General features: G+C 59.7%; 22 protein-coding genes. 7 read left to right on the top strand and 15 right to left on the bottom strand.

What is annotated here, in order from left to right:
• Positions 1-125 precede the first annotated feature (125 nt).
• Genes CFBP5499_RS04425 through CFBP5499_RS04415 form a run of 3 tightly spaced genes read left to right on the top strand, consistent with a single transcriptional unit; the run spans position 126 to position 4,415 of the window.
• Complete coding sequence (locus CFBP5499_RS04425) at positions 126-2,921, top strand: DUF2339 domain-containing protein (RefSeq protein ID WP_175416615.1); 2,796 nt, start codon at positions 126-128, stop codon at positions 2,919-2,921.
• Entirely contained in the window at positions 2,918-3,562 is a 645-nt protein-coding gene (locus CFBP5499_RS04420) for an HD domain-containing protein (protein ID WP_080825428.1), read from the top strand. The genes CFBP5499_RS04425 and CFBP5499_RS04420 overlap by 4 nt, the downstream gene beginning before the upstream one ends.
• A 10-nt stretch (positions 3,563-3,572) precedes the next feature.
• Positions 3,573-4,415: an MOSC domain-containing protein gene (locus CFBP5499_RS04415; protein ID WP_080825429.1), complete on the top strand. Its 843-nt coding sequence runs from the start codon at positions 3,573-3,575 to the stop codon at positions 4,413-4,415.
• Between the two features lie 17 nt (positions 4,416-4,432).
• Here the strand turns inward: CFBP5499_RS04415 and CFBP5499_RS04410 are convergent, their stop codons facing one another.
• Positions 4,433-5,167: a class I SAM-dependent methyltransferase gene (locus CFBP5499_RS04410; RefSeq protein WP_080825430.1), complete on the bottom strand. Its 735-nt coding sequence runs from the start codon at positions 5,165-5,167 to the stop codon at positions 4,433-4,435.
• Positions 5,168-5,333: 166 nt separating this feature from the next.
• On the opposite strand from CFBP5499_RS04410, the gene CFBP5499_RS04405 reads away from it, so the two are divergent.
• Complete coding sequence (locus tag CFBP5499_RS04405; protein WP_175416614.1) at positions 5,334-6,548, top strand: MFS transporter; 1,215 nt, start codon at positions 5,334-5,336, stop codon at positions 6,546-6,548.
• 54 nt (positions 6,549-6,602) lie between these two features.
• On the opposite strand, the gene recO is transcribed toward CFBP5499_RS04405, so the two are convergent.
• From recO to rpoZ, 11 genes are all read right to left on the bottom strand, one after another.
• On the bottom strand, positions 6,603-7,367 hold the full coding sequence (gene recO, locus CFBP5499_RS04400; RefSeq protein WP_080825431.1) for a DNA repair protein RecO: 765 nt from the start codon (positions 7,365-7,367) through the stop codon (positions 6,603-6,605).
• Positions 7,368-7,423: 56 nt separating this feature from the next.
• Positions 7,424-7,801, bottom strand: a complete 378-nt coding sequence (locus tag CFBP5499_RS04395; protein WP_080825432.1) for a response regulator — start codon at positions 7,799-7,801, stop codon at positions 7,424-7,426.
• 135 nt (positions 7,802-7,936) lie between these two features.
• Positions 7,937-8,689 (bottom strand): Crp/Fnr family transcriptional regulator, encoded by a 753-nt coding sequence (locus tag CFBP5499_RS04390; RefSeq protein ID WP_080825433.1) that lies wholly within the window; start codon positions 8,687-8,689, stop codon positions 7,937-7,939.
• Between the two features lie 141 nt (positions 8,690-8,830).
• Entirely contained in the window at positions 8,831-9,781 is a 951-nt protein-coding gene (gene era / locus CFBP5499_RS04385; RefSeq protein ID WP_173986609.1) for a GTPase Era, read from the bottom strand.
• Between the two features lie 75 nt (positions 9,782-9,856).
• Positions 9,857-10,576 carry a ribonuclease III gene (rnc, locus tag CFBP5499_RS04380; protein ID WP_080825434.1) on the bottom strand — a complete coding sequence of 240 codons (720 nt, stop codon included), beginning with the start codon at positions 10,574-10,576 and terminating at the stop codon, positions 9,857-9,859.
• Positions 10,573-11,319, bottom strand: coding sequence for a signal peptidase I (gene lepB, locus CFBP5499_RS04375; protein WP_080825435.1), 747 nt, complete (start codon positions 11,317-11,319; stop codon positions 10,573-10,575). Before lepB ends, rnc begins: the two co-directional genes overlap by 4 nt.
• Before the next feature lie 203 nt (positions 11,320-11,522).
• Complete coding sequence (acpS, locus tag CFBP5499_RS04370) at positions 11,523-11,927, bottom strand: holo-ACP synthase (protein WP_080825436.1); 405 nt, start codon at positions 11,925-11,927, stop codon at positions 11,523-11,525.
• Positions 11,924-12,502: a DUF2062 domain-containing protein gene (locus CFBP5499_RS04365; RefSeq protein WP_080825437.1), complete on the bottom strand. Its 579-nt coding sequence runs from the start codon at positions 12,500-12,502 to the stop codon at positions 11,924-11,926. Before CFBP5499_RS04365 ends, acpS begins: the two co-directional genes overlap by 4 nt.
• Positions 12,503-12,949: 447 nt before the next feature.
• A complete protein-coding gene (locus tag CFBP5499_RS04360) occupies positions 12,950-13,096 on the bottom strand; it encodes a hypothetical protein (protein WP_003496944.1) in 147 nt (48 codons plus the stop codon).
• A gap of 197 nt (positions 13,097-13,293) precedes the next feature.
• Positions 13,294-15,528: a RelA/SpoT family protein gene (locus CFBP5499_RS04350; RefSeq protein WP_080827398.1), complete on the bottom strand. Its 2,235-nt coding sequence runs from the start codon at positions 15,526-15,528 to the stop codon at positions 13,294-13,296.
• Positions 15,529-15,660: 132 nt separating this feature from the next.
• Positions 15,661-16,050 (bottom strand): DNA-directed RNA polymerase subunit omega, encoded by a 390-nt coding sequence (rpoZ, locus tag CFBP5499_RS04345; RefSeq protein WP_006311530.1) that lies wholly within the window; start codon positions 16,048-16,050, stop codon positions 15,661-15,663.
• A 391-nt stretch (positions 16,051-16,441) separates the two neighbouring features.
• Here rpoZ and CFBP5499_RS04340 point away from each other — a divergent pair, with 391 nt between their 5' ends.
• Together CFBP5499_RS04340 and CFBP5499_RS04335 are read left to right on the top strand one after the other, a co-directional pair.
• Positions 16,442-17,011 (top strand): NYN domain-containing protein, encoded by a 570-nt coding sequence (locus tag CFBP5499_RS04340; protein ID WP_003509957.1) that lies wholly within the window; start codon positions 16,442-16,444, stop codon positions 17,009-17,011.
• A 218-nt stretch (positions 17,012-17,229) separates the two neighbouring features.
• Positions 17,230-18,729 (top strand): globin-coupled sensor protein, encoded by a 1,500-nt coding sequence (locus CFBP5499_RS04335; protein ID WP_080825438.1) that lies wholly within the window; start codon positions 17,230-17,232, stop codon positions 18,727-18,729.
• Positions 18,730-18,870: 141 nt separating this feature from the next.
• Here CFBP5499_RS04335 and CFBP5499_RS04330 read toward each other — a convergent pair whose 3' ends face one another.
• The 3 genes from CFBP5499_RS04330 to dapA form a co-directional block, all read right to left on the bottom strand.
• Positions 18,871-19,809 (bottom strand): IS110 family transposase, encoded by a 939-nt coding sequence (locus CFBP5499_RS04330; RefSeq protein ID WP_080825206.1) that lies wholly within the window; start codon positions 19,807-19,809, stop codon positions 18,871-18,873.
• Positions 19,810-20,060: 251 nt separating this feature from the next.
• On the bottom strand, positions 20,061-20,543 hold the full coding sequence (smpB, locus tag CFBP5499_RS04325) for an SsrA-binding protein SmpB (protein WP_035218083.1): 483 nt from the start codon (positions 20,541-20,543) through the stop codon (positions 20,061-20,063).
• 224 nt (positions 20,544-20,767) lie between these two features.
• Positions 20,768-21,652, bottom strand: coding sequence for a 4-hydroxy-tetrahydrodipicolinate synthase (gene dapA, locus CFBP5499_RS04320; protein ID WP_080825439.1), 885 nt, complete (start codon positions 21,650-21,652; stop codon positions 20,768-20,770).
• 361 nt (positions 21,653-22,013) lie between these two features.
• Between dapA and CFBP5499_RS04310 the strand changes: the two genes are divergently transcribed.
• The gene (locus CFBP5499_RS04310; RefSeq protein WP_175416613.1) at positions 22,014-24,086 is read left to right on the top strand and encodes a lytic transglycosylase domain-containing protein; all 2,073 of its coding nucleotides are present in this window, start codon (positions 22,014-22,016) and stop codon (positions 24,084-24,086) included.
• Positions 24,087-24,245 lie beyond the last annotated feature (159 nt).

Below are 24,245 nucleotides of genomic sequence, written 5' to 3'. Positions count from 1 at the left end.
CGGCTCGAGTGTCACCCACGGGTGTCACTCGCCCGCTCTCCCCGTTACCCACAGCTCCATCAACCGGGCCTTGCATAAATTCACCAAAAGGGCTTTAAAAACAGCTTCGTAATTGGAGAGCCCGTTTGGACATCCCGCTGTTTATCCTCGCCCTCGTCGCGGCCTTCATCTACACGCTGGTCGCGAGCATCCGCAACTCCCGCAAAATTAAGTCTCTGGAGCGTGAGGTCCACGGCCTCAAGCGTCTGATGGCTGTTATCCTGGATACGCCGGCGGTTGCGCAGGCAGTAGCAGCAGCAACCGGCGATGTTGCCGTTTCATCGGCGAAAGATGAAAGTGTGGGTTCGCCGAGCGCAGCAGCTTTCCAGAGTGATCATGCATTCGAGCCTGAAGAAGCTCCTGTCAAAGGAACATCGGAAGAATTGGCGCTTGAGGAAGCCCCGACTGCACCGGTCGCCAGTAACGTATCTGTACCGGTCACTGATACCTTGTCTGACCCGGCAGCGAAAGAAAGCTTCGAGAGCCTGCTCGGCGCACGTTGGGCGGTCTGGGCCGGCGGGCTGGCGCTGGCGCTTGGCGGCATTTTCCTCGTCAAATATTCGATCGAATCGGGTCTCCTGAGCCCGGCGGTGCGGCTGTCGCTCGCCGCCATTTTCGGCCTTTTCCTCGGGCTTGCCGGCGAGGCTATCCGCCGCAAGGCGGTGCCGGGCATTGCCGCTGCCTATTCCAATGCCATGATACCGGGTGTGCTGACGGCGGCGGGCGCGTTGACGTTGTTCGGCGTGGTCTACGCGGCCTATGGCATTTACGACTATATCGGGTCTGGAACGGCTTTCATCCTGCTTGGGCTTGTCGCCTTTGCCACCATCGGACTGTCGCTTCTGCACGGACAGGCGCTGGCCGGTCTTGGCCTTCTCGGTTCGATGCTGACTCCGGCGCTGATTTCCAGCGAAACGCCAAATATCTGGGCGCTTTTCGTGTTCCTGACGATCTCGTGGCTGGCGACCGCAGCGGCAGCGCGCCGGCAGGGCTGGACCGTCGTTCCATCGCTTGCCAATGCCGGCATCGGTCTCTGGGCGCTCGGTTATATCGGCTTTTCCGATACGATCAGTGCCGAACCGCCGACGCTTGCCCTGCTCGTCATGCTGGCCGGTACGATCTTCCTGTGGCCCGGAAAGCAGCTCGACACCCCGCCCGCAAAAGCGGCCGAAACCGCAGCTCCCGAGCGGCGCGCGGTTCGCATCATGCGGCTTCTGCTGCGCCCGTCGCTCGCCATCAGTCTCACGGTGTCCATGGCCGTGATCCTGCCAGCCATCGGTTTCCTCTTTGCCGAGGGCAGCGTCGACACCCATCCGGCCCTGATCGTTTCGGCGCTCATTGCTGCACTTGCCGCGCTTGGCGCTGCCCGCCACTATGCGGTCTGGCCCGCGATTATCGCCGCGCTCGGCGCGCAGGCTGCGGTATCGCTGATGTCGCGGCAGGGCATCGACTTCATTGGTCTCATCAATGATACCGGCGTCACGCTTCCGCCCGTCGGAACAGGCTACACCGCGGAAATAGCCATGGCGCTCGGCCTCGGCGCGATCCTGGTGCTGTGTGCCTTCTCCTTCCTCAAACGCAAGGGCACCGAAGATGCGGATTTCGCCCAGCTCTGGGCCGGTATCGCAGCACTTTTCCCGGTCTGGCTCGCCACGGCAAGCTTCGTCGAATATGGCAATCTCGGCCGCGACTGGCTGCACGCGGCCTACGGTCTCGGCCTCGGCTTCGTGTTGCTTGCAGGTGCCGAATGGCTGCACCGGCAGAAAGATGAGGCCAATCGCAAACCGCTCAACATTCTCGTGCTCGGTTCCTTCGCCGCCTTTGCGCTCAGCCTGCACACGCTGACGGAAGGGCTCGTGACAACCGTGCTGCTTTCGGTCATCGGCTTCCTCTATGTGCTGGCGAGCCGCAAGCGCAACTGGGAGGTGTTGCCGTGGGTGATGGCGGTGGCAAGCGTTGCCGTTCTTGGCCGCATCGCATGGGAACCCACCCTCGTCGGGCCACAGAACCTCGGCACTACGCCGGTCTTCAACGCGCTTCTGCCGGGTTATGGCATTCCCGCCCTGCTGGCCGTCGCCTCGGCATGGCTGCTGCGTGACTGGCCGGGCGTCAGGGCGAAGAACTTCCTGCAGGCGATTGCCAGCGTCATGGGGCTTCTCGCCGTCGCCATCCTCATCCGTCACGCGATGAATGGCGGCACGCTTGACAACAGCGTACCGACGCTCGGCGAACAGTCGATCTACACGCTGCTGACCATCGGTTTTTCGGGCGTGCTGATGACGCTCGATCTCAAGAGCCCCAGCCCCGTCTTCCGTTACGGCTCGATGATTGCCGGCGTGATTGCCGTCATTAACGTGCTGACGATGCATTTCTTCACGCTCAACCCCTATTTCACCGGCGAAAACACCGGACGCATCCCGGTCCTCAACCTGCTGCTGATCGGCTATCTCCTGCCGGCGCTCGCCTATGGCGGCCTTGCCTATTATGCGCGGGGAAAACGTCCCCCGCCCTATGTCAGCATGCTGGCGGTGGCCGGCGCAGCGCTCGGCTTCGCCTGGGCCACGCTTTCGGTGCGCCGTTTCTGGCAGGGCGAAAACATTGCCGACTGGAAGGGTTTTCTGCAGGGCGAGACCTATAGCTATTCGGTGGTCTGGTTGCTGATCGGCGTGCTGCTGCTCGTGCTCGGCTCGCGCTTTAATGCCCGTAGCCTGCGTCTGGCATCGGCCGCCTTCGTGCTGCTCTCGGTCGCAAAGGCCTTCCTGATCGACATGAGCAATCTCGAAGGTGTGCTGAGAGCCCTGTCCTTCATCGGGCTCGGCGCGGTGCTGATCGGCATTGGCCTGTTCTACCAGAAAATCCTGACCCGGAAGCCGCAGGCATGATCGCGGCCGAAGCTTTCGCGCCCTATGCGGCGCTTGCGCAGGACCTGATACCACACGCCGCCGATGCGGGCGACGGCTCGCACGATCTTGCCCATATTCACCGCGTCTTCCGCAACGCCATGCGCATCCATGCGGGCGAAGGCGGGGATGGCAATGTGCTCGCGGCAAGCGTGCTGCTGCATGATTGCGTGGCGGTGGAGAAGAATTCGCCCTTGCGGGCGCAGGCCTCGCGGCTGGCAGCGGAAAAGGCGGCGGGCATTCTTGAGAGGCTCGGCTGGCAGCGGCAGGATATCGACGCCGCCGCGCATGCCATCACCACCCACAGCTTTTCCGCCAATATCGAGCCGCAGACACTGGAGGCGAAAATCCTTCAGGATGCCGACCGGCTGGATGCCATCGGCATGGTCGGCGCGGCGCGCTGCTTTTATATTGCCGGGCGCATGGGCTCGGCGCTTTATGATCCGGCCGATCCGCTGGCGAAGGAGCGACCGCTTGATGATCGCGCCTTTGCCATCGACCATTTCGAAACAAAGCTGTTCAAACTGGCCGACGGCTTTCGCACCGAGACGGGGCGGCAGATGGCCAAAGCCCGCCATGAGCGGCTGAAACAGGTGCTCGACCTGTTTCTCGATGAGATATGAGGATAGTAAGATGCGTGTGACAGAACTCAACATCTATCCGCTGAAAAGCGCGCGCGGCATCGCCCTTACGGAAAGCGCCGTTTCGGCGGAAGGCCTGCCGGGTGACCGACGCGCCATGCTGACCGACCCTTCCGGCCATTTCATCACCCAGCGCGAATTACCAGATATCGCCACCGTGCTGGCGCGGCACGCGGATGGTGGCATGGTGCTTTCGCGCGAGAAGAACGGCGAGATTTTCGCAAGACCCTCAGGGCAGCGCATGGATGTGGCCGTGTGGAAATCGATCGTCAGCGCCAATATCGCCGATGATGACACCAACGACACGCTCTCAGCCTGGCTCGGGCGCGAGGTGAAGCTCGCCTTTTTCGACGATGCCGCAAAACGCATCGCAAGCCTTGAATGGACGGGCAATGAAACACCCGTCACCTTTGCCGACGGTTACCAGATCCTCGTCACCACCACCGCCTCGCTTGCCGCACTCAACGACAATATGCGCGCCAATGGCGAGGATGCCGTCGGCATGGAACGGTTCCGGCCGAATATCGTGCTGGAAACGGACGAGCCCTGGGCGGAGGACCGCTGGGCAGCTATAGAGATCGGCGGCATTCGTTTCGATCTCGTCAAGCCCTGCGCCCGCTGCATCATGACCACGCAGGACCAGACGACCGGCTCCCGCGACGTACCCTCCCCCATGAAAGCCATGGGCCGCATCCGCATGTCCGGCGACCGGCGCGTGCCGGGGCCGCTCTTTGGCTGGAACGTGACGCCGCGCGGAGAAGGCAGTCTGTCCGTCGGCGATCTGGCAAGAGTGGTCGAGGAACGGCCGGAGGGCTGGGCAATCAAGAGACGCTAGGCCAGCCCCTCATGCCATCACGGTTTGCGGGCGCTGACGATCAGAAAGATCGGGCGGCGATCTTCGTGTTTCATCTCCGGTCGCTCCGCGAGCAAAGCCGGATCAGGCCGTGGTTCCGCCAGCTGCGTCAGGGCAAAACCGGCGGACAGCAAGCCGTTGAGAATGCCTGACACGGTGCGGTGATATTTGACCACATTATCCGCCATCCAGTTGGAGTGGCGCACGCCTTCGTTCTGGTAGTTGTCGAGTGGCCAGTGCAGGATTTCGCCATCCTCACCATAAAACCAGTCCTGTTTTTCCAGCGCGGTGAAGACCGGATGTTCGATGGAAAAGACGAAATCGCCACCCGCTTTAAGCACCGCGAAAATCTTTGCGAATGCCCCGTCGAGATCGCGGACGTAATGCAGGGCAAGCGAACTCAGCACCACATCGAAACTGTCCTGCGGAAAGTCGATGTCTTCAATCGCCGCCCGGCGATAGTCGATGCCCGGGCCGCCATTGATCTCGGCAGCGCGGCGCAGCATGTTTTCCGAAAGATCGACGCCGACGACATGGGCAGCCCCCTGCTCCGCCGCATAACGGCAATGCCAGCCGAAACCACAGCCTAGGTCGAGAAAAGACCTGTCTTGCAGGTCCGGCAGCATGGCGCGCAACTCATGCCATTCGCCGGCCTGGCGCAGACCTTCAACGGAGCGCGGCATGGCGCTATAACGCTTGAAAAACCCTGTATCGTCGTAGATATTCTGTTTCATCGTCGTCGCTCCGACCGTATTCCATCAACGTCATGAATAATGGCCGTCAAGAAAAGTCGCTAGTGGGACGGCCTGACAAACGATAATATTCATCTCATCATAGAGGAATCTGCAGCAAGCCATGCGCCTTTTCTTTTGGCCGCGGCGCTGCGATGGGGGAATAGTCATGTCGCAAGCCACACGCCAGACCATGCCCTGGCTGATTATCGCCGCCGGGTCGCTGATAGCGGTCATGACCTTCGGTCCCCGTTCGGCCATGGGCTTTTTCCAATTGCCGATGCTTGCCGATACCGGCTGGGATCGCTCCACCTTCGGTCTCGCCATGGCTTTGCAGAACCTGTTCTGGGGCCTCGGCCAGCCGTTCTTCGGCGCGATTGCGGATAAATACGGCACGGGCCGAGTGCTGGTACTTTCCGGCATCCTTTATGCCGCTGGCCTCATCTGCATGTCCTTCGGCACTTCGCCCTTCTGGCTGCATTTCGGTGGCGGCGTGCTTGTCGGGCTTGGCATTGCCGCCGGTTCCTTCAGCGTCATTCTTTCCGCCTTCGCGCGCCATGTCACGCCGCAGCAGCGCTCGCTTGCCTTCGGCATCGGCACGGCGGCGGGTTCGGCCGGCATGTTCCTGTTTGCGCCCATCAGCCAGGGGCTGATTTCCGCCTATGGCTGGTCGGACAGCCTCGTCTGGCTGGCCGCCATGATGGTGCTCGTTCCGCTGCTGGCATGGCCGATGCGCGGCAATTCCTCTTCCGGCAGCCAGTCCCAGGCGCAGTTCCAGCAGACGGCCGGCGAAGCGCTAAAGGAGGCGCTCGGCCACAAGAGCTATCTGCTTTTAACTACCGGTTTCTTCGTCTGCGGTTTTCAGGTGGCCTTCATAACAGCGCATTTCCCGGCCTATCTCGGCGATATCGGCATCGAACCACGTTACGCCGTCATTTCCATGGCGCTGATCGGCTTCTTCAACATCATCGGGTCACTCGCCGCCGGGGTCATCGCCCAGCGTTATTCGAAACCCTATCTGTTGGCCTATATCTATATCGCCCGCTCGGTCGTCGTCACGGCCTTCCTGCTGCTGCCGCAATCGCCGCTTTCGGTCATCCTCTTCGCCTCCGTCATGGGCATTCTGTGGCTTTCCACCGTGCCGCCCACCAATGCGCTGGTGGCGATCATGTTCGGCACACGCCATCTCGGCATGCTGGGCGGTGTGGTTTTCCTGACTCACCAGATCGGCTCGTTCCTTGGCGTCTGGCTGGGGGGCTTCCTTTATGACCGGTTCGGCACCTACGATATCGTCTGGTGGCTCGGCGTCGGCATGGGGATTTTTGCGGCCATCGTGCACTGGCCCATTCAGGAGCGGCCGGCACCACGACCTGCCATGGCCTAAGACTGGAGCGCATTTCCTGACGGAAAACCGGGGTCCACTTTTCCTGGAAATGCTCTAGACCGCTTTATCGAGAGCGGGCGGTGTCGCCCTGCGCTCCAGCGCCTTCAGCGCCGCCTGCACGAAACCGTCGCGGGCGGCGTTTTCATTCATGCCGCGCGGATCATAAACATGCCGGTGAAGGAAATGGCCGGTCAGACGGAACGCCGCCGCGAGGCTTTCGGGATCGGCCGCCTTCGACTGGCCTTCGCCAAGAAAGGCAGGAAGCGCAAGCATCCTTGCCGCATAGGGTGCGCCCGCCGTGCGGCAGACCGCCCTGCCCGTCTTCGGCGAGACATAAATGAGATCACTGCGCAGCCCCGTTGCTGCACATTCGCTGAGGTCGAGGCCGAAACCGAGATCGTTCAGCACCGCCAGTTCGAAACGCACGAACAGTTCGCCTGCATCGACGGGATCGTGGAGATTGTCGAGAATGACATCGAGCGCCTGGTAAAGATGCGGATGCGGATCACGCTCCGGCAGAAGCCTGAGCAAAGCGCCCATGGCCTGCACACCGTAAACGGCAGTTGCCGTCTCCATCAGCTGTGCTGCGCGCAATTGCAGCGGTTCGATGCGGAATTCGCCGAGATGGTCATGCAGCCGCGCCCGCCAGATGACATCCACCCGATTTCCCGCCTGCAGCACCGGCTGCATGGTGCGAGAGCGGCCGGAGCGCACCATGCCCAGATGGCGGCCGCGCGAAGGGGTCATCACCTCGGCGATGACACTCGTCTCGCCATGGCGTTTAACGCCGAGAATGATCGCCTCATCCTGCCACTGCATGAAACCTGTCCGAATTTCGATTCAAGCCCGATCATAACCGATCTGGCGTCAAAACGTTATTCTTTTACGGCCTCGCTCGGCATGCCGACAAGTTTGAGAACAAAATCCATGATTTCATTTTCCCCGAAAGGCTTACCGAGCAGAGGCGAGTGCGAGAGATCAGCGGGAAACCCCGTCGTGTCGCCGTAACCGCTGACGAAACCGAAGGGAATGCCCACTTCCCGCAATCCACGCGCGAAATCAAAGCTTTTGCCGTCTGTCAGGCTGACATCGAGAAGAACGCAATCGGCGCCGTCCTGGTCGAGAGCTTGCCTTGCCTGCCCAAGCGTCGTGGCGATCACGACCGTTTCCACCCCCATGGACTGGAGAACCGCTTCGACATCAAGCGCCACCAGATATTCATCCTCAACGATGATAACCCGTTGTGGCACCATATGTTTTCTTCTTCCTAAAAACAGAGCCGCAAGGCTCGAAGCCGCGGTCTGCGACGTGATCTCAAGCGAGATATCACGACAGGAGTCGCAAATTACAGCTCCAGCGTCATTTAAAAAAGACATGTCGGAAGAAGATCAGATGAAGGGCCTTTGACGCTTCTCGTCGCTTTCCCAGCCGGCCACATGGGCCAGCCCGGCATTATCAAGCACCAGACAGCCCTTGTCCGTCCAGCGGATAAGGCCACGATCGACCAGCTTTCTCAAGGTCTTATTGGTGTGCACGATGGAAAGGCCGAGCGTATCTGCGACATGCTGCTGCGTGACGGGGATAGGGGTTTCGCCGCGCACGAGATCAACCGCCTTCGCCTTGCTGTAGAGGAATGCGATGAGATAGGCCGCACGCTCCAGCGCGGTGCGGCGACCAATGCTGAGGAGATGGCTGTCGAGCATGCGTTCCTCGCTTGCCGCGATCCAGGTCAGGTCATAGGCAAGGCCCGGGTGATCGGTGAAAAGGTTGTTGAGGCGCGACCGCTCGAAGACGCAGAGCGTCACCGGCGACAGTGCCTCCACCGAATGCTGCATTTCCCCCATCACCGTGCCCTGAAGACCAACGAGGTCACCCGGCATGACATAGTTGAGGATCTGCCGCCGGCCGTCTTCCAGCGTCTTGTAACGGAAAGCCCAGCCATGCAGGACAGTATAGAGATGGGCGCTGTGCGAGCCTTCCATCAGAATGACGGAGCCGCTTTCCACCGCCAGTTCCCCCGTCTTGAAACGGGAGACGAAATCGAGTTCGGGGGAGGAAAAGTCCCGGAAATGCGGCAGGTCGCGCAGGGGACATTGCTGGCACGGGGTGGTGGAAATTCCGTTCGGTTTTTTTGGCGACATGAATATCCATCATCAAAAAAAGGTTGCGCCCAATTGTTTTGGAACAACCCGCCCGAACGTATTCGGTTCCCGGTGGTGGATGAAGATATTCGTTCCTGTGCTTGTCACAGGAACGAGGTGCCGGGGCAAACCGGGAGTGCCTTAACCCCGCGGGAATTCCAGACCCATTTCACGGAAACGCTCGGGGTCGTCGCCCCAATTCTCGCGCACCTTGACGAACAGGAAGAGATGCACCGGCTGCTCGAGGATTTCAGACAGTTCCTTGCGCGAGGCGGTGGAGATCGCCTTGATCGCATCGCCGTTCTTGCCAAGAGCAATCTTCTTCTGGCTGTCGCGCTCGACATAGATCACCTGCTCGATGCGCACGGAGCCGTCCTTGCGTTCCTCCCACTTTTCCGTCTCGACATGCGAAGCATAGGGCAGTTCCTGATGCAGACGGAGGAAGAGTTTTTCGCGGGTGATTTCGGCGGCGAGCTGGCGCATCGGCAGATCGGAAATCTGGTCTTCCGGGTAATACCACGGGCCTTCCGGCAGGGTATCCACCAGATAATCCATCAGGTCTTCGCAGCCCGAACCGTTCGTGGCAGAAATCATGAAGGTGCGGTCAAACGCAACCGTTTCGTTGGCAGCGGCGGCGAGCTTCAGAAGGTCTTCCCGCTTCACCTGATCGATCTTGTTGAGGCACAGGATCTTCTTCTGCGGAACATCCTTCAGCCCTTCGAGAATGGCCTCGGCGTCACCCTTCAGGCCGCGCTCGCTGTCGATCAGCAGCAGAATGAGGTCCGCATCCTTCGCGCCACCCCAGGCCGAGGTGACCATGGCGCGGTCGAGCCTGCGGCGCGGCTTGAAGATGCCGGGCGTGTCCATGAAAACGATCTGCGCATTCTTGTGGATGGCAATGCCGCGCATCACGGCGCGCGTCGTCTGCACCTTGTGGCTAACGATCGAGACTTTTGCGCCCACCAGCCGGTTCACCAGCGTCGATTTGCCGGCATTGGTCGGGCCGATGAGAGCGACGAAACCGGAACGGGTCGGAAGGGCATTGTCTTCGCCTGCTACGGCGGGGTTTTCGTGATCGGTCATGATATCCATCAAGGTCAGAGGTATTCAACATGCGGCCACGGGGGTCCGCCATACGCTCGATTGCAGCACCCTTTCGTCGGGTGCTCAGTTTCGGGTGGGGCTTTTCTGCCAGACGCCTTCGCGTTCCAGCAATCTGGTTGCCGCCACCTGTTCGGCCGCGCGCTTGGAGCGCTCGACGCCGGTTTCCGGCTTCACGCCGGGAATTTCCACCGTCACGGTGAAGCTGGGATCGTGATCCGGTCCGGAGCGATCGTCAACCCGGTAAGAGGGCGTGGTCGCAAATCTGGCATGCGCCCATTCCTGCAATTCGGTCTTGGCATCGCGCCGCCCGGCATCCACGCTTGTAGCCCGGCTCTGCCAGTATTTCAGAATGAATTTACGCGATGCTTCCAGCCCGCCATCCAGATAGATGGTGGCGATCAGGCTTTCGACCACATCGGCGCGCACGTTGAGCATCGCCTTGCCGGTGAGCTTCTTCACGTCCGATCCAGTGCGGATGAAATTATGCAAGCCCATCTCATCACCGATCGCGGCGCAGGATTCGGCGCTGACCAGCTGGTTCAGCCGGACGGACAATTCGCCCTCGGTAGCATTGCGGAAAATGGAAAACAGCAGTTCTGCGACGCAGAGACCGAGAACGCGATCGCCCAGAAATTCCAGCCGCTCGTAATTGCCGGCCGTGGCGGAGCGGGCGCTGGCATGGGTCAAGGCCCGGTCGAGCCGGGCCTTGTCCTTGAATTCGTATCCGATCAACGCTTCCAGACGGGAAATCTCGTCCGCGGAAAGCGGCTTGCTCTTGCTCATCCCACAACCTTGAACAGGCGGTCCCAACGCATGTTGGCCGGCCATTCCCAAATGCGGCTGAACGGTGTGTCGTTGCCCAGCGAGAAGAAGATGACGCTGGCGCGGCCGATCAGGTTTTCTTCCGGCACGAAACCGACGTCGAAGCGGCTGTCGAGCGAATTGTCGCGGTTGTCGCCCATCATGAAATAATGGCCTTCCGGCACCACGAATTCGCGGGTGTTGTCGCCGCGCGAGTCGGGCGACTGGTCGAGCGTGTCATAGGTGACGCCATTGTCGAGCGTTTCGCGGAAGATCGGCACATTGGTGCCCGGATCGGCGCGGTAATCGGAGGTGAAGGCGCCATCGGGCTGCTTCGGAACCGGCTGGCCGTTGATGAACAGCACGCCGTTCGTCACCTGCACGCGGTCACCGGGTAAGCCGACCAGGCGCTTGATGTAATCAACTTCAGGATTGGGCGGCAGGCGGAAGACCACGACATCGCCGCGCTTCGGCTTGCTGAATTCGAGGATACGGCCTGAGAAGAGGTTCGGCGAAAAGGGCAGCGAATATTTCGAATAGCCATAGGAGAACTTGTTGACGAACAGATAGTCACCAACCAGAAGCGTCGGCATCATCGAGCCTGACGGGATCGTGAAGGGCTGAAACAGCACGGTGCGGATGACCATGGCCAGCAGCAGCGCCTGAATGATGACCTTGACGTTCTCCCAGAGGGCGTTCTGCTTCTTCTCAGCTTTTTCGGACACTTATAGACCTGCCTGATTGTTTCCCGGCTCCTTCGATCTCAGAAGCTCCCGGGCCGTTGCTTGTCGCGCCTGCGGCGGGTGCTGTTTCACGCAGCCGGCAACGCTTTCATATTTCTGCGACTTCTCTAGAACCTTTCCAGCCCGAAGGGAAGCGCTTCTGTGACACCTCTGCAAATAGAGCGCCTTTACGGCGGCAGCGCGCCTTACCCGTTCACGGGAAGCGCCTCGATAATCACAAATGCCTGAGCGTAGGGAAAGTCGTCCGTGATCGTCAGATGGATATTGGCGCGGTGACCGCGCGGCAACATGGCCGCCAGCCTCTCCCCTGCCCCGTTGGTCAGGATCATGGTCGGTTTGCCGCCCGGCAGATTGACGACGCCCATATCCTTCCAGAAAACGCCGTTCGCAAGCCCGGTTCCAAGCGCCTTGGAACAGGCTTCCTTGGCGGCGAAACGTTTGGCGTAAGACGCGGCACGGTTTTTCCGGCCATCCGATTTCGCCCGTTCGATATCGGTGAAACAGCGATGGGTGAAACGGTCGCCGAAGCGCTCGATCGATTTTTCGACGCGACGGATGTCGATCAGGTCGCTGCCCAATCCTATGATCATTTCAACATCTCCAGAGAAGCATTTTTGTTGGCGGCGCGGTGGGCGAGATTTTCCATCTTGCGCCGCTGGAAACCGCTGATGAGGCTGTAGACGGCGATATAGGTAATGACGGCGCTGATGGCGGCAGGAAACAAAGCACCGATGGTCATGGGTTCCAGCACCGGCGTCCATATCTGCCGGAATTCGAGATGGCTGAACAGCGCCACGAAATCCACATGCGCCGCACTTGCCGACTTCTGCCGGCCGAGGATGAAGTGCCCCAGTTCCCAGGTGGACGCCCAGATGAACGGAAATGTCAGTGGATTGGCGAAGGTGGTGCCGAGTGCGGTCGCCACGAGATTGACGCGCAGGAGGAAACCGAGTGCCATGGCGATGATGATATGGATACCGAGAAAGGGTGTCCACGCCACACCAACACCAATGGCGACACCGGCGGCAACCGAATGGGGAGAGGCGGAAAGCCTGAGCAGACGCAGCTTCATATAGCGCAGCGAACGGGAAAAACCCGTGCGCGGCCAGAACAGGTCGCGAATCTTCTCTGAAAAACCAACGGGTTCACGGCGACGAAACGGCATGAAGGGGAGTTTATTTCATCGCCTGGGCTGAGCCAATAGCATGGTAGACGGCACGGAGATCTTTTGCAGGCGTATTTTCTTCCGTCATTCCGGCCTTGAGCTGGCACTACGCCGATACTGCGCGGCGTCACCAGATGAATACGAACCTTGCCGGACACTCTGACGTCATCCTCGGGCTTGTCCCGAGGATCTGCAACCGATTGATTTAATTCGACGTGATTAGATCCTTGGGACAAGCCCAAGGATGACGTCGGGGAAATATGCACCCTATCGCCGTCAACTTCGCTTCAAAAGCAACGTGTCCTGTCATCTAGCCCGGACAGCGGTGGACGCCCGCTTGAAGCGCGCATTCACATAATTTTGCGAGACACAGCAATGTACAGGCCGATACGGCTGCACGCGCCGAGTCTCATACGCATGGCGAAGGGCTGCCATGCGCTGAGTGCATTACCGGCGGAACAGGCCGCGGTCGATTTCGCGCTGGCGGAACTCGAGGTCGACATTCGATACCGAGCCGCTGAGATATTCGAATTCGCGTTCCTGAGTGGTCTTGCCACGAACGGCACGGGCGATCTTGCGAAGCGGAGTAAACATGATTTTCGGTCCTTTCGGTTTGGAACTGGCGTTTCTCATCGGTGTAAGTTCACCGGCACGCCGCGTTTCCTTCTCTTCAATTTCTGAGAGGAAGATAGTCTCAAACCCCATCAACGACCAGAGACAGGAAAAGGCCGCTGCCATGCACTCAACGCATAACAACGGCCTTTTTGTATTCGCAACGGATCAAAAATGCCTCAATCGAAGGCACGCGTGACCGTTGATACGCAATCGAGGTCCTTGAGTTGCGACAGTAACTGGTTCAGCTGCCGCAAATCCCAGACTTCGACATCCAGCGCCAGCTCAGAAAAGTCAGTACCGATGCGGACCATGTTGAGGCCGCGTATATTGACATCAAGCGTTGCGATCGATTGCGCGACGGAAGCGAGCGTGCCCGGCTCGTTCAGCGCATTAATCATCACCCGCGCCATGAAGCGCGACTTGTTCGCCTCATCGAGGTCCCAGCGGACATCGATCCAGCGTTCCGGTTCGTCGTCGAAGCGTTGCAGCGCCGGCGCCTGAATGGGATAGATGGTGATGCCTTTGCCTTTTTCCATGATGCCAACGATGCGGTCACCCGGAACGGCGCCGGCTGCACCGAAATGCACATCGACATTGCCGGACAGGCCACGGATGGGCAGCGGGTCGGGTCCATCAAGCATTTCGGCTGCGCCATCGTCCTCCAGAACGGAGCGCGACTTGCCGGGGATTTTGAAGACCATGCCGGAAGCGCTGCGCATGTTGAACCAACCGTCGTCGCCGGTCATCTTCACCGTGACGCGCTCGTCCTGATAGTCAGGATAAACTGCACGCAGCACATCGAGCGAGGAAACCTCGCCTCGGCCGACGGCGGCAATCGCGTCTTCCACGTCCTTCTGGGCCAGACGATGCAGCACCGGCTTCAGGGCGTCACGGGAAAAGGCCTTGCCGGCACGCTCGAATGTGCGCTCGAGAATACGATAACCGAGACCGGAATATTGCTTGCGGATGGCCATGCGCGTGGCGCGGCGGATGGCCGAGCGGGCCTTGCCCGTCACCACCACCTCTTCCCACGCGGCTGGCGGCACCTGCACGCCGGAACGGATAATCTCGACCTCGTCGCCATTGTTCAGCCGCGTCACGAGCGGCATGATCCGCCCGTTGATCTTGGCGCCAACCGTGGTGTCGCCGATATTGGTATGCACCGCATAGGCGAAATCAATGGGGGTCGCGCCGCGCGGCAGCGCAATCAGCTTGCCCTTGGGCGTGAAGCAGAACACCTGATCCTGGAACAGCTCAAGCTTGGTATGTTCGAGGAATTCCTCCGGGCTGTCGCCTTCGGCCAGCGATTCGATGGTGTGGCGCAGCCACGAATAGGCATTGCTTTCTTTCGAAAGCAGATCGCCCTCCCCGTTTTCGCCGTCCTTGTAGAGCGCATGGGCGGCAATGCCGAATTCGGCGATCTCATGCATGCGCTTGGTGCGCAGTTGCAGCTCGATACGCTGGCGCGAAGGACCAACGATCGTCGTGTGGATGGAGCGATAATCGTTCTGCTTCGGGGTGGAGATATAATCCTTGAAACGGCCCGGCACCACGCGCCAGCGGGTGTGCACGATGCCCAGCGCCCGGTAGCAGGAGGGAATATCATCCACCAGAATGCGGAAACCGTAGACATCGGACAGCTGCTCGAAGGAAAGCGACTTCGACTGCATCTTGCGGAACACCGAATAGGGCTTTTTCTGACGTCCTTTGACGCTCGCCCCAATCAGGCCGTTCGCCACCAAAAGCTCGCGCAACTCGTCCTCGATCTTCTTGATAAGGCCTTCATTGCGGGTTTCCAGTTCCTGCAGACGGTTGGTCACCGTCTCATAGGCTTCCGGGTTCAAATAACGGAAGGACAGGTCCTCCAGCTCGTCGCGCATGTCCTGCATGCCCATGCGGCCGGCAAGCGGCGCATAGATTTCCATTGTTTCCTCGGAAATGCGGCTGCGCTTGTCGGCCGGCATGTATTCCATGGTACGCATGTTGTGCAGGCGGTCGGCGAGCTTCACCAGAAGGACGCGCACGTCATCGGAAATGGCGAGCAGCAGCTTGCGCAGGTTTTCGGCCTGCTTGGCCTTGCGGGTAACGAGATCGAGCTTCTTGAGCTTGGTGAGCCCCTCCACCAGCCTGCCAATGTCTTCGCCGAAAAGCTCGTCGATTTCAGCGCGGGTGGCGGTGGTGTCCTCGATGGTATCGTGCAGCAGCGCCACCGCGATGGTCGATTCGTCGAGATGCATTTCAGTGAGGATGGCGGCAACTTCCAGCGGATGCGAGATATAGGGGTCGCCATTGGCCCGCTTCTGCTGGCCATGTTTCTGCATCGCGTAAACATAGGCCTTGTTCAGCAGGGCCTCATTCGCATCCGGTTTATATTTTTGAACCCGCTCAACGAGTTCGTATTGCCGCATCATGCGATATTCCACAAAAAGAAAGCGCGCCAACCCGAGGGCCAGCGCACAATGCTGCATCAATAGGGATCAGATTATGACGGCAACTATTGACAGACGGTAACCACCGCCTGCCAAAGGCGTCATAAATTCAGATCAATAGTCGTCATTTTTTTCCGGCGGCACAAGGCCTTCGATACCGGCCAGCAGCTCTTCTTCCGACATCTGGTCGAAAGTAACGGTTTCCGGCTGGTCGTCGTCTTCGCCATCGGCAGCGGAGGCAGCGAGCGTGACCGGATCGGGCTCGGGCTCGTCCACTTCCACATGCTTCTGCAGCGAGTGGATGAGGTCTTCCTTGAGATCGTCGGGAGACAGGGTCTCGTCGGCGATTTCGCGCAGCGCCACGACAGGGTTCTTGTCGTTATCGCGGTCAACCGTGATGGAGGACCCTTGAGAAATCTGGCGCGCACGGTGGCTGGCGAGAAGCACCAGTTCGAAACGGTTGTCTACTTTATCAATGCAATCTTCAACTGTGACGCGGGCCATTGCCTGTCCTTTGCGAGTCGTAATGTCGTGGATCAGAGCGCCGTGCTTTCTTGAGGATGCACAAGGGATGCTCTAACCTATTGAATCTGCGCTTCGTGCCTTGCGAAAAACGCTTGGGATTCCTCGCGACGAAGCCTTCCAGCTTCCGATACAGCCATTGGCCGCGGAATTCAAGTTTTTCCTGTCTTTGGCGTCTTTTGGCACCTTATTGCCGATGTTTGGCGTCTGATGAACAAAATGTCTAGAAGAATTGTCTTGGAATACGGGTGAAGTTACCTTACTTAAAACGCAACGGCGCACCGCAAATTCGTTGATCCGACATGATTTTTCGCGTTCGCGACCGGAAATAAAAGCCAGATAATGGCCTTTCCAAAAAAAGGAATGGGATGGAATGTTCGATCCACGGGAGAAAATTGCGCTCTTCATAGACGGAGCCAATCTTTATGCAGCATCGAAAAGCCTGGGGTTCGATATTGACTATCGCAAGCTTCTGAAGGCGTTTCAAAAACGTGGCTATCTGCTGCGCGCCTATTATTACACCGCGCTTATCGAAGATCAGGAATATTCCTCGATCCGCCCACTGATCGACTGGCTGGATTATAACGGCTACAAGGTCGTGACGAAGCCGGCGAAGGAATTCACCGACGCGCTCGGCCGCCGCAAGATCAAGGGCAACATGGATATCGAACTCGCAGTCGATGCCATGGAACAGTCCGAGACGGTCGATCACCTGGTTCTGTTCTCCGGCGACGGCGATTTCACCACGCTGGTGGATGCGCTGCAGCGCAAGGGCCGCAAGGTCTCCGTGGTTTCCACCATGGCCACGCAGCCCGCCATGATCGCCGACGACCTGCGCCGCCAGGCCGACCACTTCATCGATCTGATGACGCTGAAGGCCGAAATCGGGCGCGACCCGAACGAACGCCCTGTGCGTCACGCCGAAGGTCCTGAGACGGTCTGATCCGGGCTTGTCCCCATGACATCGAGAAACGCGCCAGTCGAAAAAACGGGCGCGTTTTTGTTTGCGTAGACGCCGCCTGGCCGCCGAAAAATCGCCGCTTTAATTAACAAACGTCAAATCCAGCCAATCGAAATTATATCTTGGTTAATTTTAGACGTGTCTAAATCACGCAACGGCGCCAGAGACATGATTTGGGTGCCAAAGCAGGATGACAAGACATGCAAGGCCAAGCCAAAAACGACCGACAACTCGATGAAAGACTGAATTTTCTGGGGCTTGGCCACGGTGAGCGACAAAATCTTTCAGACATGAAGGGCGTCATTACCGGCTCTCTCGATGCGTCTCTCGATCGTTTTTATGCGAAGGTTCGCTCGGTGCCGGAGACGGCGAAGTTTTTCTCCAGCGAGGCCCATATCCACCACGCCAAGAGCATGCAGCTCAAACATTGGTCCAGGATCGCCTCCGGCACGTTCAACGAAGATTACACCAATGCCGTGACCGCCATCGGCCGCACCCATGCAAGGCTGGGGCTGGAGCCGAGATGGTATATCGGCGGCTATGCCCTCATGCTCGACGGCATCGTCAAGGCGGTGATCGAGTCCGAATTGAAGGGCCTTTTCGTGGAAAAGAAGGCCAAGAAGGTGAAGGACGCCCTCTCCGCCACCATCAAGGCCGCCCTTCTCGACATGGATTATTCCATCTCCGTCTATCTCGACGTGCTTGCAAGCGAGCGGCAAAAGGTGGAGGCCGAGCAGGCGCAGATGAAGAAGGAGCAGGATCACGTTCTCGACCTGCTTAACAACGCCCTCGACCGGCTGGCCAATGGCGATCTCACTTCCAGCATCGGCGAAAAGACAGCGCCGCAATTCGAAGGGCTGATCGCCAATTTCAACGCCGCCGTCGGCAATCTCTCCGGTGCATTTGCCCAGATCGTCGAAGAGGCCAATAAGATTTCCGGCAATACGCGCGAACTGACGTCTGCGACCGACGACATGGCCCGCCGCACGGAGCAGCAGGCCGCCGCGCTGGAGGAAACCGCCGCCGCCGTCGAGGAAATCACCACCATTTCCAAACTCTCCGCCCAGCGCTCCGAAGAGGCCAAGGCCATCGTCGAAAGCTCGGCGATTGAGGCGGCGCGCTCGCGCAATGTGGTGACGGACGCTGTGAAGGCCATGGGCGCCATCGAGGAATCGTCGCAGAAGATCACCCAGATCATTTCCGTCATCGATGAGATTTCGTTCCAGACCAATCTTCTGGCGCTGAATGCCGGCGTGGAGGCCGCACGCGCAGGTGAAGCCGGCAAGGGTTTCGCGGTTGTGGCACAGGAAGTGCGAGAGCTCGCACAGCGCTCCGCCAACGCCGCCAAGGAGATCAAGACACTGATCGCCAAGTCTTCCGAAGATGTGATGCAGGGCGTTTCGCTGGTCAACAAGACGGGCGAATCCCTCAATACGATCGGCAACAAGGTCGATCACATCAAGGATCACATCACCTCGTTGACCAAGGCAGCGCAGGAACAGTCCGTCGGCATTCAGGAAATCAGTGCGGCGATCAACAGCATGGACAATCTGACCCAGAAGAACGCGGCGATGGTGGAAGAAACCAATGCGGCCACGCATAATCTGAGCGATGTCAGCGCCAATCTGGCGGCGCTGGTGAGCCGGTTCAGCGTTTCGGCAACGCGGGCGCATGTGGAGCGGTCGTACCGGGCGGCGTGACGGGCGCATCGGGCAGCAACACACTCCCGTCATCCCGGCCTTGAGCCGGGATCCAGCCAGCCCAAGTCTTTGGGCTGAAAGGACTCTTCTCACGGCGCAGACGCGCCGTGGCTGGATGCCGGATCAAGCAACCGTGGATGCTCAGTTAAACGCGGGGTCTGTTCTGGCGATGGCGTTGAGGATCGTGACGAGTTTTCGGATTGTTGCGACTATGGCCAGCTTGAAGGGTTTTCCTTTGCTGCGCAGGCGCTGGTAGAAAGCGCCGAGGACCGGGTCTTTTATCTTGATGGCACTGAGGGCGGCCATGTAGGCGATGTCGCGCAGATGCTTGCGGCCGCCGGAGCATTTGCCCTGGCGGTTGGAGGATCCGGATTGGCGCGCATGCGGTGCGACGCCGACCAGGGCAGCGATGACCTTTGACGAAACGGTGCCAAGTTCGGGCAGATCGGCAAGGAGCGCGGTGGCTAGCATCGGGCCGACACCGGTGACCTCACACATCCTGTCGTGACGTTTTCGCAGGGCGGGTGTCGCCTTCAGCAGGTCGCGCATGGCGCGGTCGAGGGTGGCGATATCAGTGGCGATGGTACGCAGACGCACCTCCAGCATCTCACGCACCAGCGGCTCTTCGATGGTATCGAGCTGGCTCGTCAGGCCGCTCTTTTCGGCGACCAGCCTGCGTCTATGAGCCGCCAGAGCGCTGAGGCTGCTGCGGGCAGCGTCTGGCTCATAGGGCGTGAGACTATTGTGTACCGTCGCCAGATAGCGGGCGATCACGGCGGCGTCGATCCTATCGGTCTTTGCCAGCTGGCCCATGGCCCTGGCAAAGTTGCGAACCCTTGCGGGCGGCAGGATATAAACCTTCAGGCCTGCCGCATGCAGACTGTCAGCCAGCCTGCGCTCGTAACCGCCAGATGCCTCCAGCCCAACGATGACCTGTCCAAGCGCCTGAAGGCGCTCAATGAGAGCCGCGATCTGTGCAGGTGAACTGCCTATACTCCAGCACTTGCCGGAAGGATGCACAACGATATCGAAGCGGGCTTTGGAAACATCGATGCCGACGAAGAGAAGTTCCTGTATCATGGCCTTGCTCCCAGGCTTGTGGTGCGGGCGAAAGCCCGAGCAACCGTTCGGGGTCAAAGGGAGCAGGCAGGGCCTTGCTTGATCTCGGCTGTTTCAACCAGTCCGGAAATACGGCCTCCTGCCTGCATTGGCCGGGATGCGCATCCCGGCCAATGCTCCAGTAAACCATATTACGTCCACACAAGTCCGGCATGACGGAAGAACAAGTGGCGAAAGGCCGCTACCCTCTAAGCCGCGAAATTTCCTGCCGCTTAGGCGTTGCCACCCTTCAAGAGCCGCGACTTCTGCCGGTTCCAGTCGCGTTCCTTCTCGGTCTCGCGCTTGTCGTGCAGCTTCTTGCCCTTGGCGAGCGCCAGTTCCAGCTTCGCGCGGCCCTTTTCGTTGAAGTAGACCTTCAGCGGCACCAGCGTCATGCCGTCGCGGTTGATGCCGGCACGCAGGCGGCTGATCTCGCGTTTGCTCAAAAGCAATTTGCGGCGGCGGCGCGGCTCGTGGTTGAACCGGTTGGCCTGCAGATATTCCGGCAGATGGGAATTGATCAGCCAGATTTCATCGCCCTCGTCCGAGGCATAGGATTCAGCGATATTCGCCTTGCCCTCGCGCAGCGACTTGACCTCGGTGCCGGTCAGCACAAGGCCAGCCTCGTAAGTATCGATGATTTCGTAGTTGAAACGAGCCTTGCGGTTTTCCGCAACGATCTTGTTCACCACGCGCTGGCTGCCTTTGGGGGCCATGATATTTCAATCCCTTGTTTTTCTTATTGCGCCTTCGGCCTTGCCGCCGAAAGCGGTTTTCGAGATGTAGTTCTTACTTTTCCGCATGTTTTCATCCCAAAACAGGTGCCCACTTTTGGGAGACATGCTCTATTTAGTATCGTCGCCGCAAAAAGAAAAGGCGCGTCGGACGGCTTCTGTTGCGAAGCGATCCGTGGCGCGCCTCAAGGCTTTTCAGGCGTGTCTCAGTTCATCAGGCCAGCATGCTTCAGCGCCGCATCGATCGCCGCTTCCGTCGCAGGTTCCAGCGTGCTCATCAACGGCGAACGAACCCGGCGGTTGCCGCCGCGGGTCTTCGACAGCGCGTATTTGGTGCCGCAGACGCCGGGTTCCATGAAGATTGCCCTGTGCAACGGCATCAGGCGATCCTGATACTCCAGCGCCTTGGCGTAATCGCCGGCAAGCATTGCCGCCTGGAACTCCGAACAAAGGCGCGGCGCGACATTGGCGGTGACCGAAATGCAGCCGACGCCGCCATGGGCGTTAAACCCGAGTGCCGTGCCATCCTCACCCGAGAGCTGGACGAAATCCTTGCCGCAGGAAATGCGCTGTTCGGAAACCCGGTCGAGCTTGCCGGTGGCATCCTTGACGCCGACGATATTCTTATGCGCCTTGACCAGCGCACCCATGGTTTCCGGCGACATATCCACCACCGAACGCGGCGGGATATTGTAGATGACGATAGGCAGTTTCACCGCTTCGGCGACGGCGGAAAAATGCGCAAACAGGCCCTTCTGCGTCGGCTTGTTATAATAGGGCGTGACCACGAGCAGCGCATCCGCACCGGCCTCCTGCGCGTGCAGCGCAAGCTCGATTGCTTCATCCGTATTGTTGGAGCCGGCACCCGCGATGACCGGAACCCGTTTCGCCGCAACCTCGATGCACAGCTCAACGACCCGTTTGTGCTCGTCGTGGGAAAGCGTCGGGGATTCCCCCGTCGTGCCCACGGGCACAAGGCCGTTGCTGCCTTCGGCGATCTGCCATTCCACATGGGCGGCAAAGGCCTTTTCGTCCACGGCGCCATTGTCCGTGAACGGGGTAATGAGGGCGGGAATTGATCCCTTGAACATGCAAAGCTCCTGGCGCCGAGCCGGTTCATGCTTCGGCCGCATTCGATGGTTAAAACCGGCACACATTAGAGCCAGCCCTTGGCGCCGACAAGCGCAAAGGCAGCGTATTTTGTCCGAAATTGTCGGAAGTGTGACAGTCTCCGGGCCGGGATCGGCAAGCACAAAAAGCAAGTGCGGAAAAGCGACGCCGCTCGCGGGCCGGTGAATAAAAGTTGATTGAATTGCGAGGCGGAAATTAAGATTTCATTAAGCCTGAAATCCCAAGATTCCCGTGCGGGACTGAAAACCGTTTCGGCAATCCCGCTGCAATGAAGCGATATTACAAGAAAGTCGATAAATCCGTTACACGATGAAGAGCGGCATGAAAAAGACAGTCTGGGGATTGATGGCGGCGGGGCTTGCCGCAACCGTTTGGAACGCATTGGCCGGACCGCTGCCTGAGGGTGCGGCACCCCTTCCCTATGTCAAGCCGAACGCGCCGACCGTTCCGGCCTTCATGCCGGCCTCGCCCGAGATCACCGGCGCCATACCGCGCCTCAACCGCTCCGATGATACCAGCCAGTTGAAGGCAGGCCTCGACGCGCTTTCCAGCCGCGATGCGGCCAGGGCGATTTCGCTGCGCAATACCATGCCGAGCGGCAGCCTCGACCGGCATATTCTTTCCTGGGCGATTGCCGTTTCCGGCCAGAAGGACGTGCCTTCCGCCGAGATCGCCACCGCCCAGCGCGAACTTGCCGGCTGGCCCGGTGCCGCCACCCTGCGAGCCAATTCCGAAAAGGCGCTTTACCGCGAGGATCCACCGGCCGCTCAGGTGCTTTCAGCCTTTGGCAGCAGCCAGCCGGAAACCGCTGATGGCACCGTCGTGCTTGCCAAGGCGCTCGCCTCCTCCGGCAAAATGGACGAATCACAGCGCCTCATTCGCCAGCTCTGGGTCAGCGAAGGCATGGACAAGGACATGGAAGACCGCGTGCTTGCTGAATTTCCTGCCTATCTGACGCCGGCCGATCACAAGGCGCGCATGGATTACCTGATGTATCGCAGCCGCATCAGCCAGGCGAAGCGTTTCGGTGATCTCGGCAAGGCGCAGTCGCTTTATAGTGCCTGGGCGGCGGTGCTGCAGCGATCCGCCAATGCCACAGCTTTGCTGGGCAAGGTCGAGGCCTCCTGGCGCAACGATCCTACCTATCTCTTCGCGCGTATCGAGAACCTGCGCAACCAGCAGAAATATCCGGAAGCCGCCGTCCTTCTGCGGCAGGCGCCGAAGGACACGGCCAAGCTCGTCAATCCCGGCGAATGGTGGAATGAGCGCCGCATCATCGCGCGCGGTGTCGCCGATCTCGGCGATTTTGCCGAGGCCTATCGCATCGTCGCCAATCATTCGGCCACCTCGCCCGTCGATATTGCCGATGCAGAGTTCCATGCCGGCTGGTATGCGCTCAGGGCGCTGCGCGATCCGGCGACGGCATCACGCCACTTCAGCACGCTGCTGCAAACCTCGAACCGGCCGCTTTCCGCCTCACGCGCCTATTATTGGCTTGGACGGGCGGCGGAAGCGGGCGGACCGGGCAATGCCCGTGATTTCTTCACCAAGGCAGCCGCCCATCCCGGCACATTCTATGGCCAGCTTGCCGCTGCACGAATCGGTGCCAAAACCCTGAACGTCACCTATCCGAACGCGAGCAATGGCGACCGGGAACGTTTTGCCGGCCGCGAGGCCGTGCGCGCCATCGACCGGCTGGAGGCAGCGGGTTATGGCTGGCGTGCCGACAGCCTTTACCGGTTGCTCGCCGAACAGCTGGACAGCCCCGGCGAACTTGCCATTCTGGCGGCACGGGCGGAAGGTAACGGCAACCATCAGGTTTCGCTGCAGATCGGCAAGACCGCCTTCAGCCGCGGCATCGATGCGGCCGCACTCGCCTATCCGCTCGGTGTCATTCCGGCCAGCGCCAATATTGCCGGCTCCGGCAAGGCGCTTGCTTATGCCATCGCCCGGCAGGAAAGCGCCTTCAACCCGACCGCCATTTCCGCCGCCAATGCCCGCGGCCTGCTGCAATTGCTGCCGGGCACCGCCAAGGGCGTGGCCGGCCGCCACGGGCTGCCCTATACGCAGGCGATGCTGACCAGCGATGCGGGCTACAACGCCACGCTCGGCGCCCATTATCTCGGTGAGCAGATCGACAGCTTCGGCGGCTCCTACATCCTCACCTTCGTCGCCTACAATGCCGGGCCGAAGCGCGTGCCGGAATGGATCTCCCGATATGGCGACCCGCGCGGCAAGCCGATCGACGAAGTGGTCGACTGGATCGAGCGCATCCCCTTCCCCGAGACACGCAATTATGTGCAGCGGGTGATGGAGAATTATCAGGTCTATAAGACCAGGCTCGGCCAACAGGCAGATATCGTCGATGACCTGCGCCACGGGCGGGCGGGATAAGAGCGGAAACTTCCGCCAATCGTTGATCATTACAGGAACATTCAAGCATCGGCTCACCCGGTGCTTTTTTGTTTTCACACGCCGGTAACGACCGGAAGCACTCAAAAGAAAAACCCCGGCATTTCTGCCGGGGTTTCCATCACTGACAATGTCAGATCA

Origin of the sequence: Agrobacterium tumefaciens (genome assembly GCF_005221325.1) — a bacterium.
In the GTDB taxonomy this organism is placed as follows: domain Bacteria; phylum Pseudomonadota; class Alphaproteobacteria; order Rhizobiales; family Rhizobiaceae; genus Agrobacterium.
This window is presented reverse-complemented; position numbering and strand designations above follow the sequence as displayed.

Coding starts and splice junctions, on each gene's coding strand:
- CFBP5499_RS04420 (WP_080825428.1), top strand. CDS start 2,918: ATGATCGCGGCCGAAGCTTTCGCGCCCTATGCGGCGCTTGCGCAGGAC.
- CFBP5499_RS04415 (WP_080825429.1), top strand. CDS start 3,573: ATGCGTGTGACAGAACTCAACATCTATCCGCTGAAAAGCGCGCGCGGC.
- CFBP5499_RS04410 (WP_080825430.1), bottom strand. CDS start 5,167: ATGAAACAGAATATCTACGACGATACAGGGTTTTTCAAGCGTTATAGC.
- CFBP5499_RS04405 (WP_175416614.1), top strand. CDS start 5,334: ATGTCGCAAGCCACACGCCAGACCATGCCCTGGCTGATTATCGCCGCC.
- recO (WP_080825431.1), bottom strand. CDS start 7,367: ATGCAGTGGCAGGATGAGGCGATCATTCTCGGCGTTAAACGCCATGGC.
- CFBP5499_RS04395 (WP_080825432.1), bottom strand. CDS start 7,801: ATGGTGCCACAACGGGTTATCATCGTTGAGGATGAATATCTGGTGGCG.
- CFBP5499_RS04390 (WP_080825433.1), bottom strand. CDS start 8,689: ATGTCGCCAAAAAAACCGAACGGAATTTCCACCACCCCGTGCCAGCAA.
- era (WP_173986609.1), bottom strand. CDS start 9,781: ATGGATATCATGACCGATCACGAAAACCCCGCCGTAGCAGGCGAAGAC.
- rnc (WP_080825434.1), bottom strand. CDS start 10,576: ATGAGCAAGAGCAAGCCGCTTTCCGCGGACGAGATTTCCCGTCTGGAA.
- acpS (WP_080825436.1), bottom strand. CDS start 11,927: ATGATCATAGGATTGGGCAGCGACCTGATCGACATCCGTCGCGTCGAA.
- CFBP5499_RS04365 (WP_080825437.1), bottom strand. CDS start 12,502: ATGCCGTTTCGTCGCCGTGAACCCGTTGGTTTTTCAGAGAAGATTCGC.
- CFBP5499_RS04360 (WP_003496944.1), bottom strand. CDS start 13,096: ATGTTTACTCCGCTTCGCAAGATCGCCCGTGCCGTTCGTGGCAAGACC.
- CFBP5499_RS04350 (WP_080827398.1), bottom strand. CDS start 15,528: ATGATGCGGCAATACGAACTCGTTGAGCGGGTTCAAAAATATAAACCG.
- rpoZ (WP_006311530.1), bottom strand. CDS start 16,050: ATGGCCCGCGTCACAGTTGAAGATTGCATTGATAAAGTAGACAACCGT.
- CFBP5499_RS04340 (WP_003509957.1), top strand. CDS start 16,442: ATGTTCGATCCACGGGAGAAAATTGCGCTCTTCATAGACGGAGCCAAT.
- CFBP5499_RS04335 (WP_080825438.1), top strand. CDS start 17,230: ATGCAAGGCCAAGCCAAAAACGACCGACAACTCGATGAAAGACTGAAT.
- CFBP5499_RS04330 (WP_080825206.1), bottom strand. CDS start 19,809: ATGATACAGGAACTTCTCTTCGTCGGCATCGATGTTTCCAAAGCCCGC.
- smpB (WP_035218083.1), bottom strand. CDS start 20,543: ATGGCCCCCAAAGGCAGCCAGCGCGTGGTGAACAAGATCGTTGCGGAA.
- dapA (WP_080825439.1), bottom strand. CDS start 21,652: ATGTTCAAGGGATCAATTCCCGCCCTCATTACCCCGTTCACGGACAAT.
- CFBP5499_RS04310 (WP_175416613.1), top strand. CDS start 22,014: ATGAAAAAGACAGTCTGGGGATTGATGGCGGCGGGGCTTGCCGCAACC.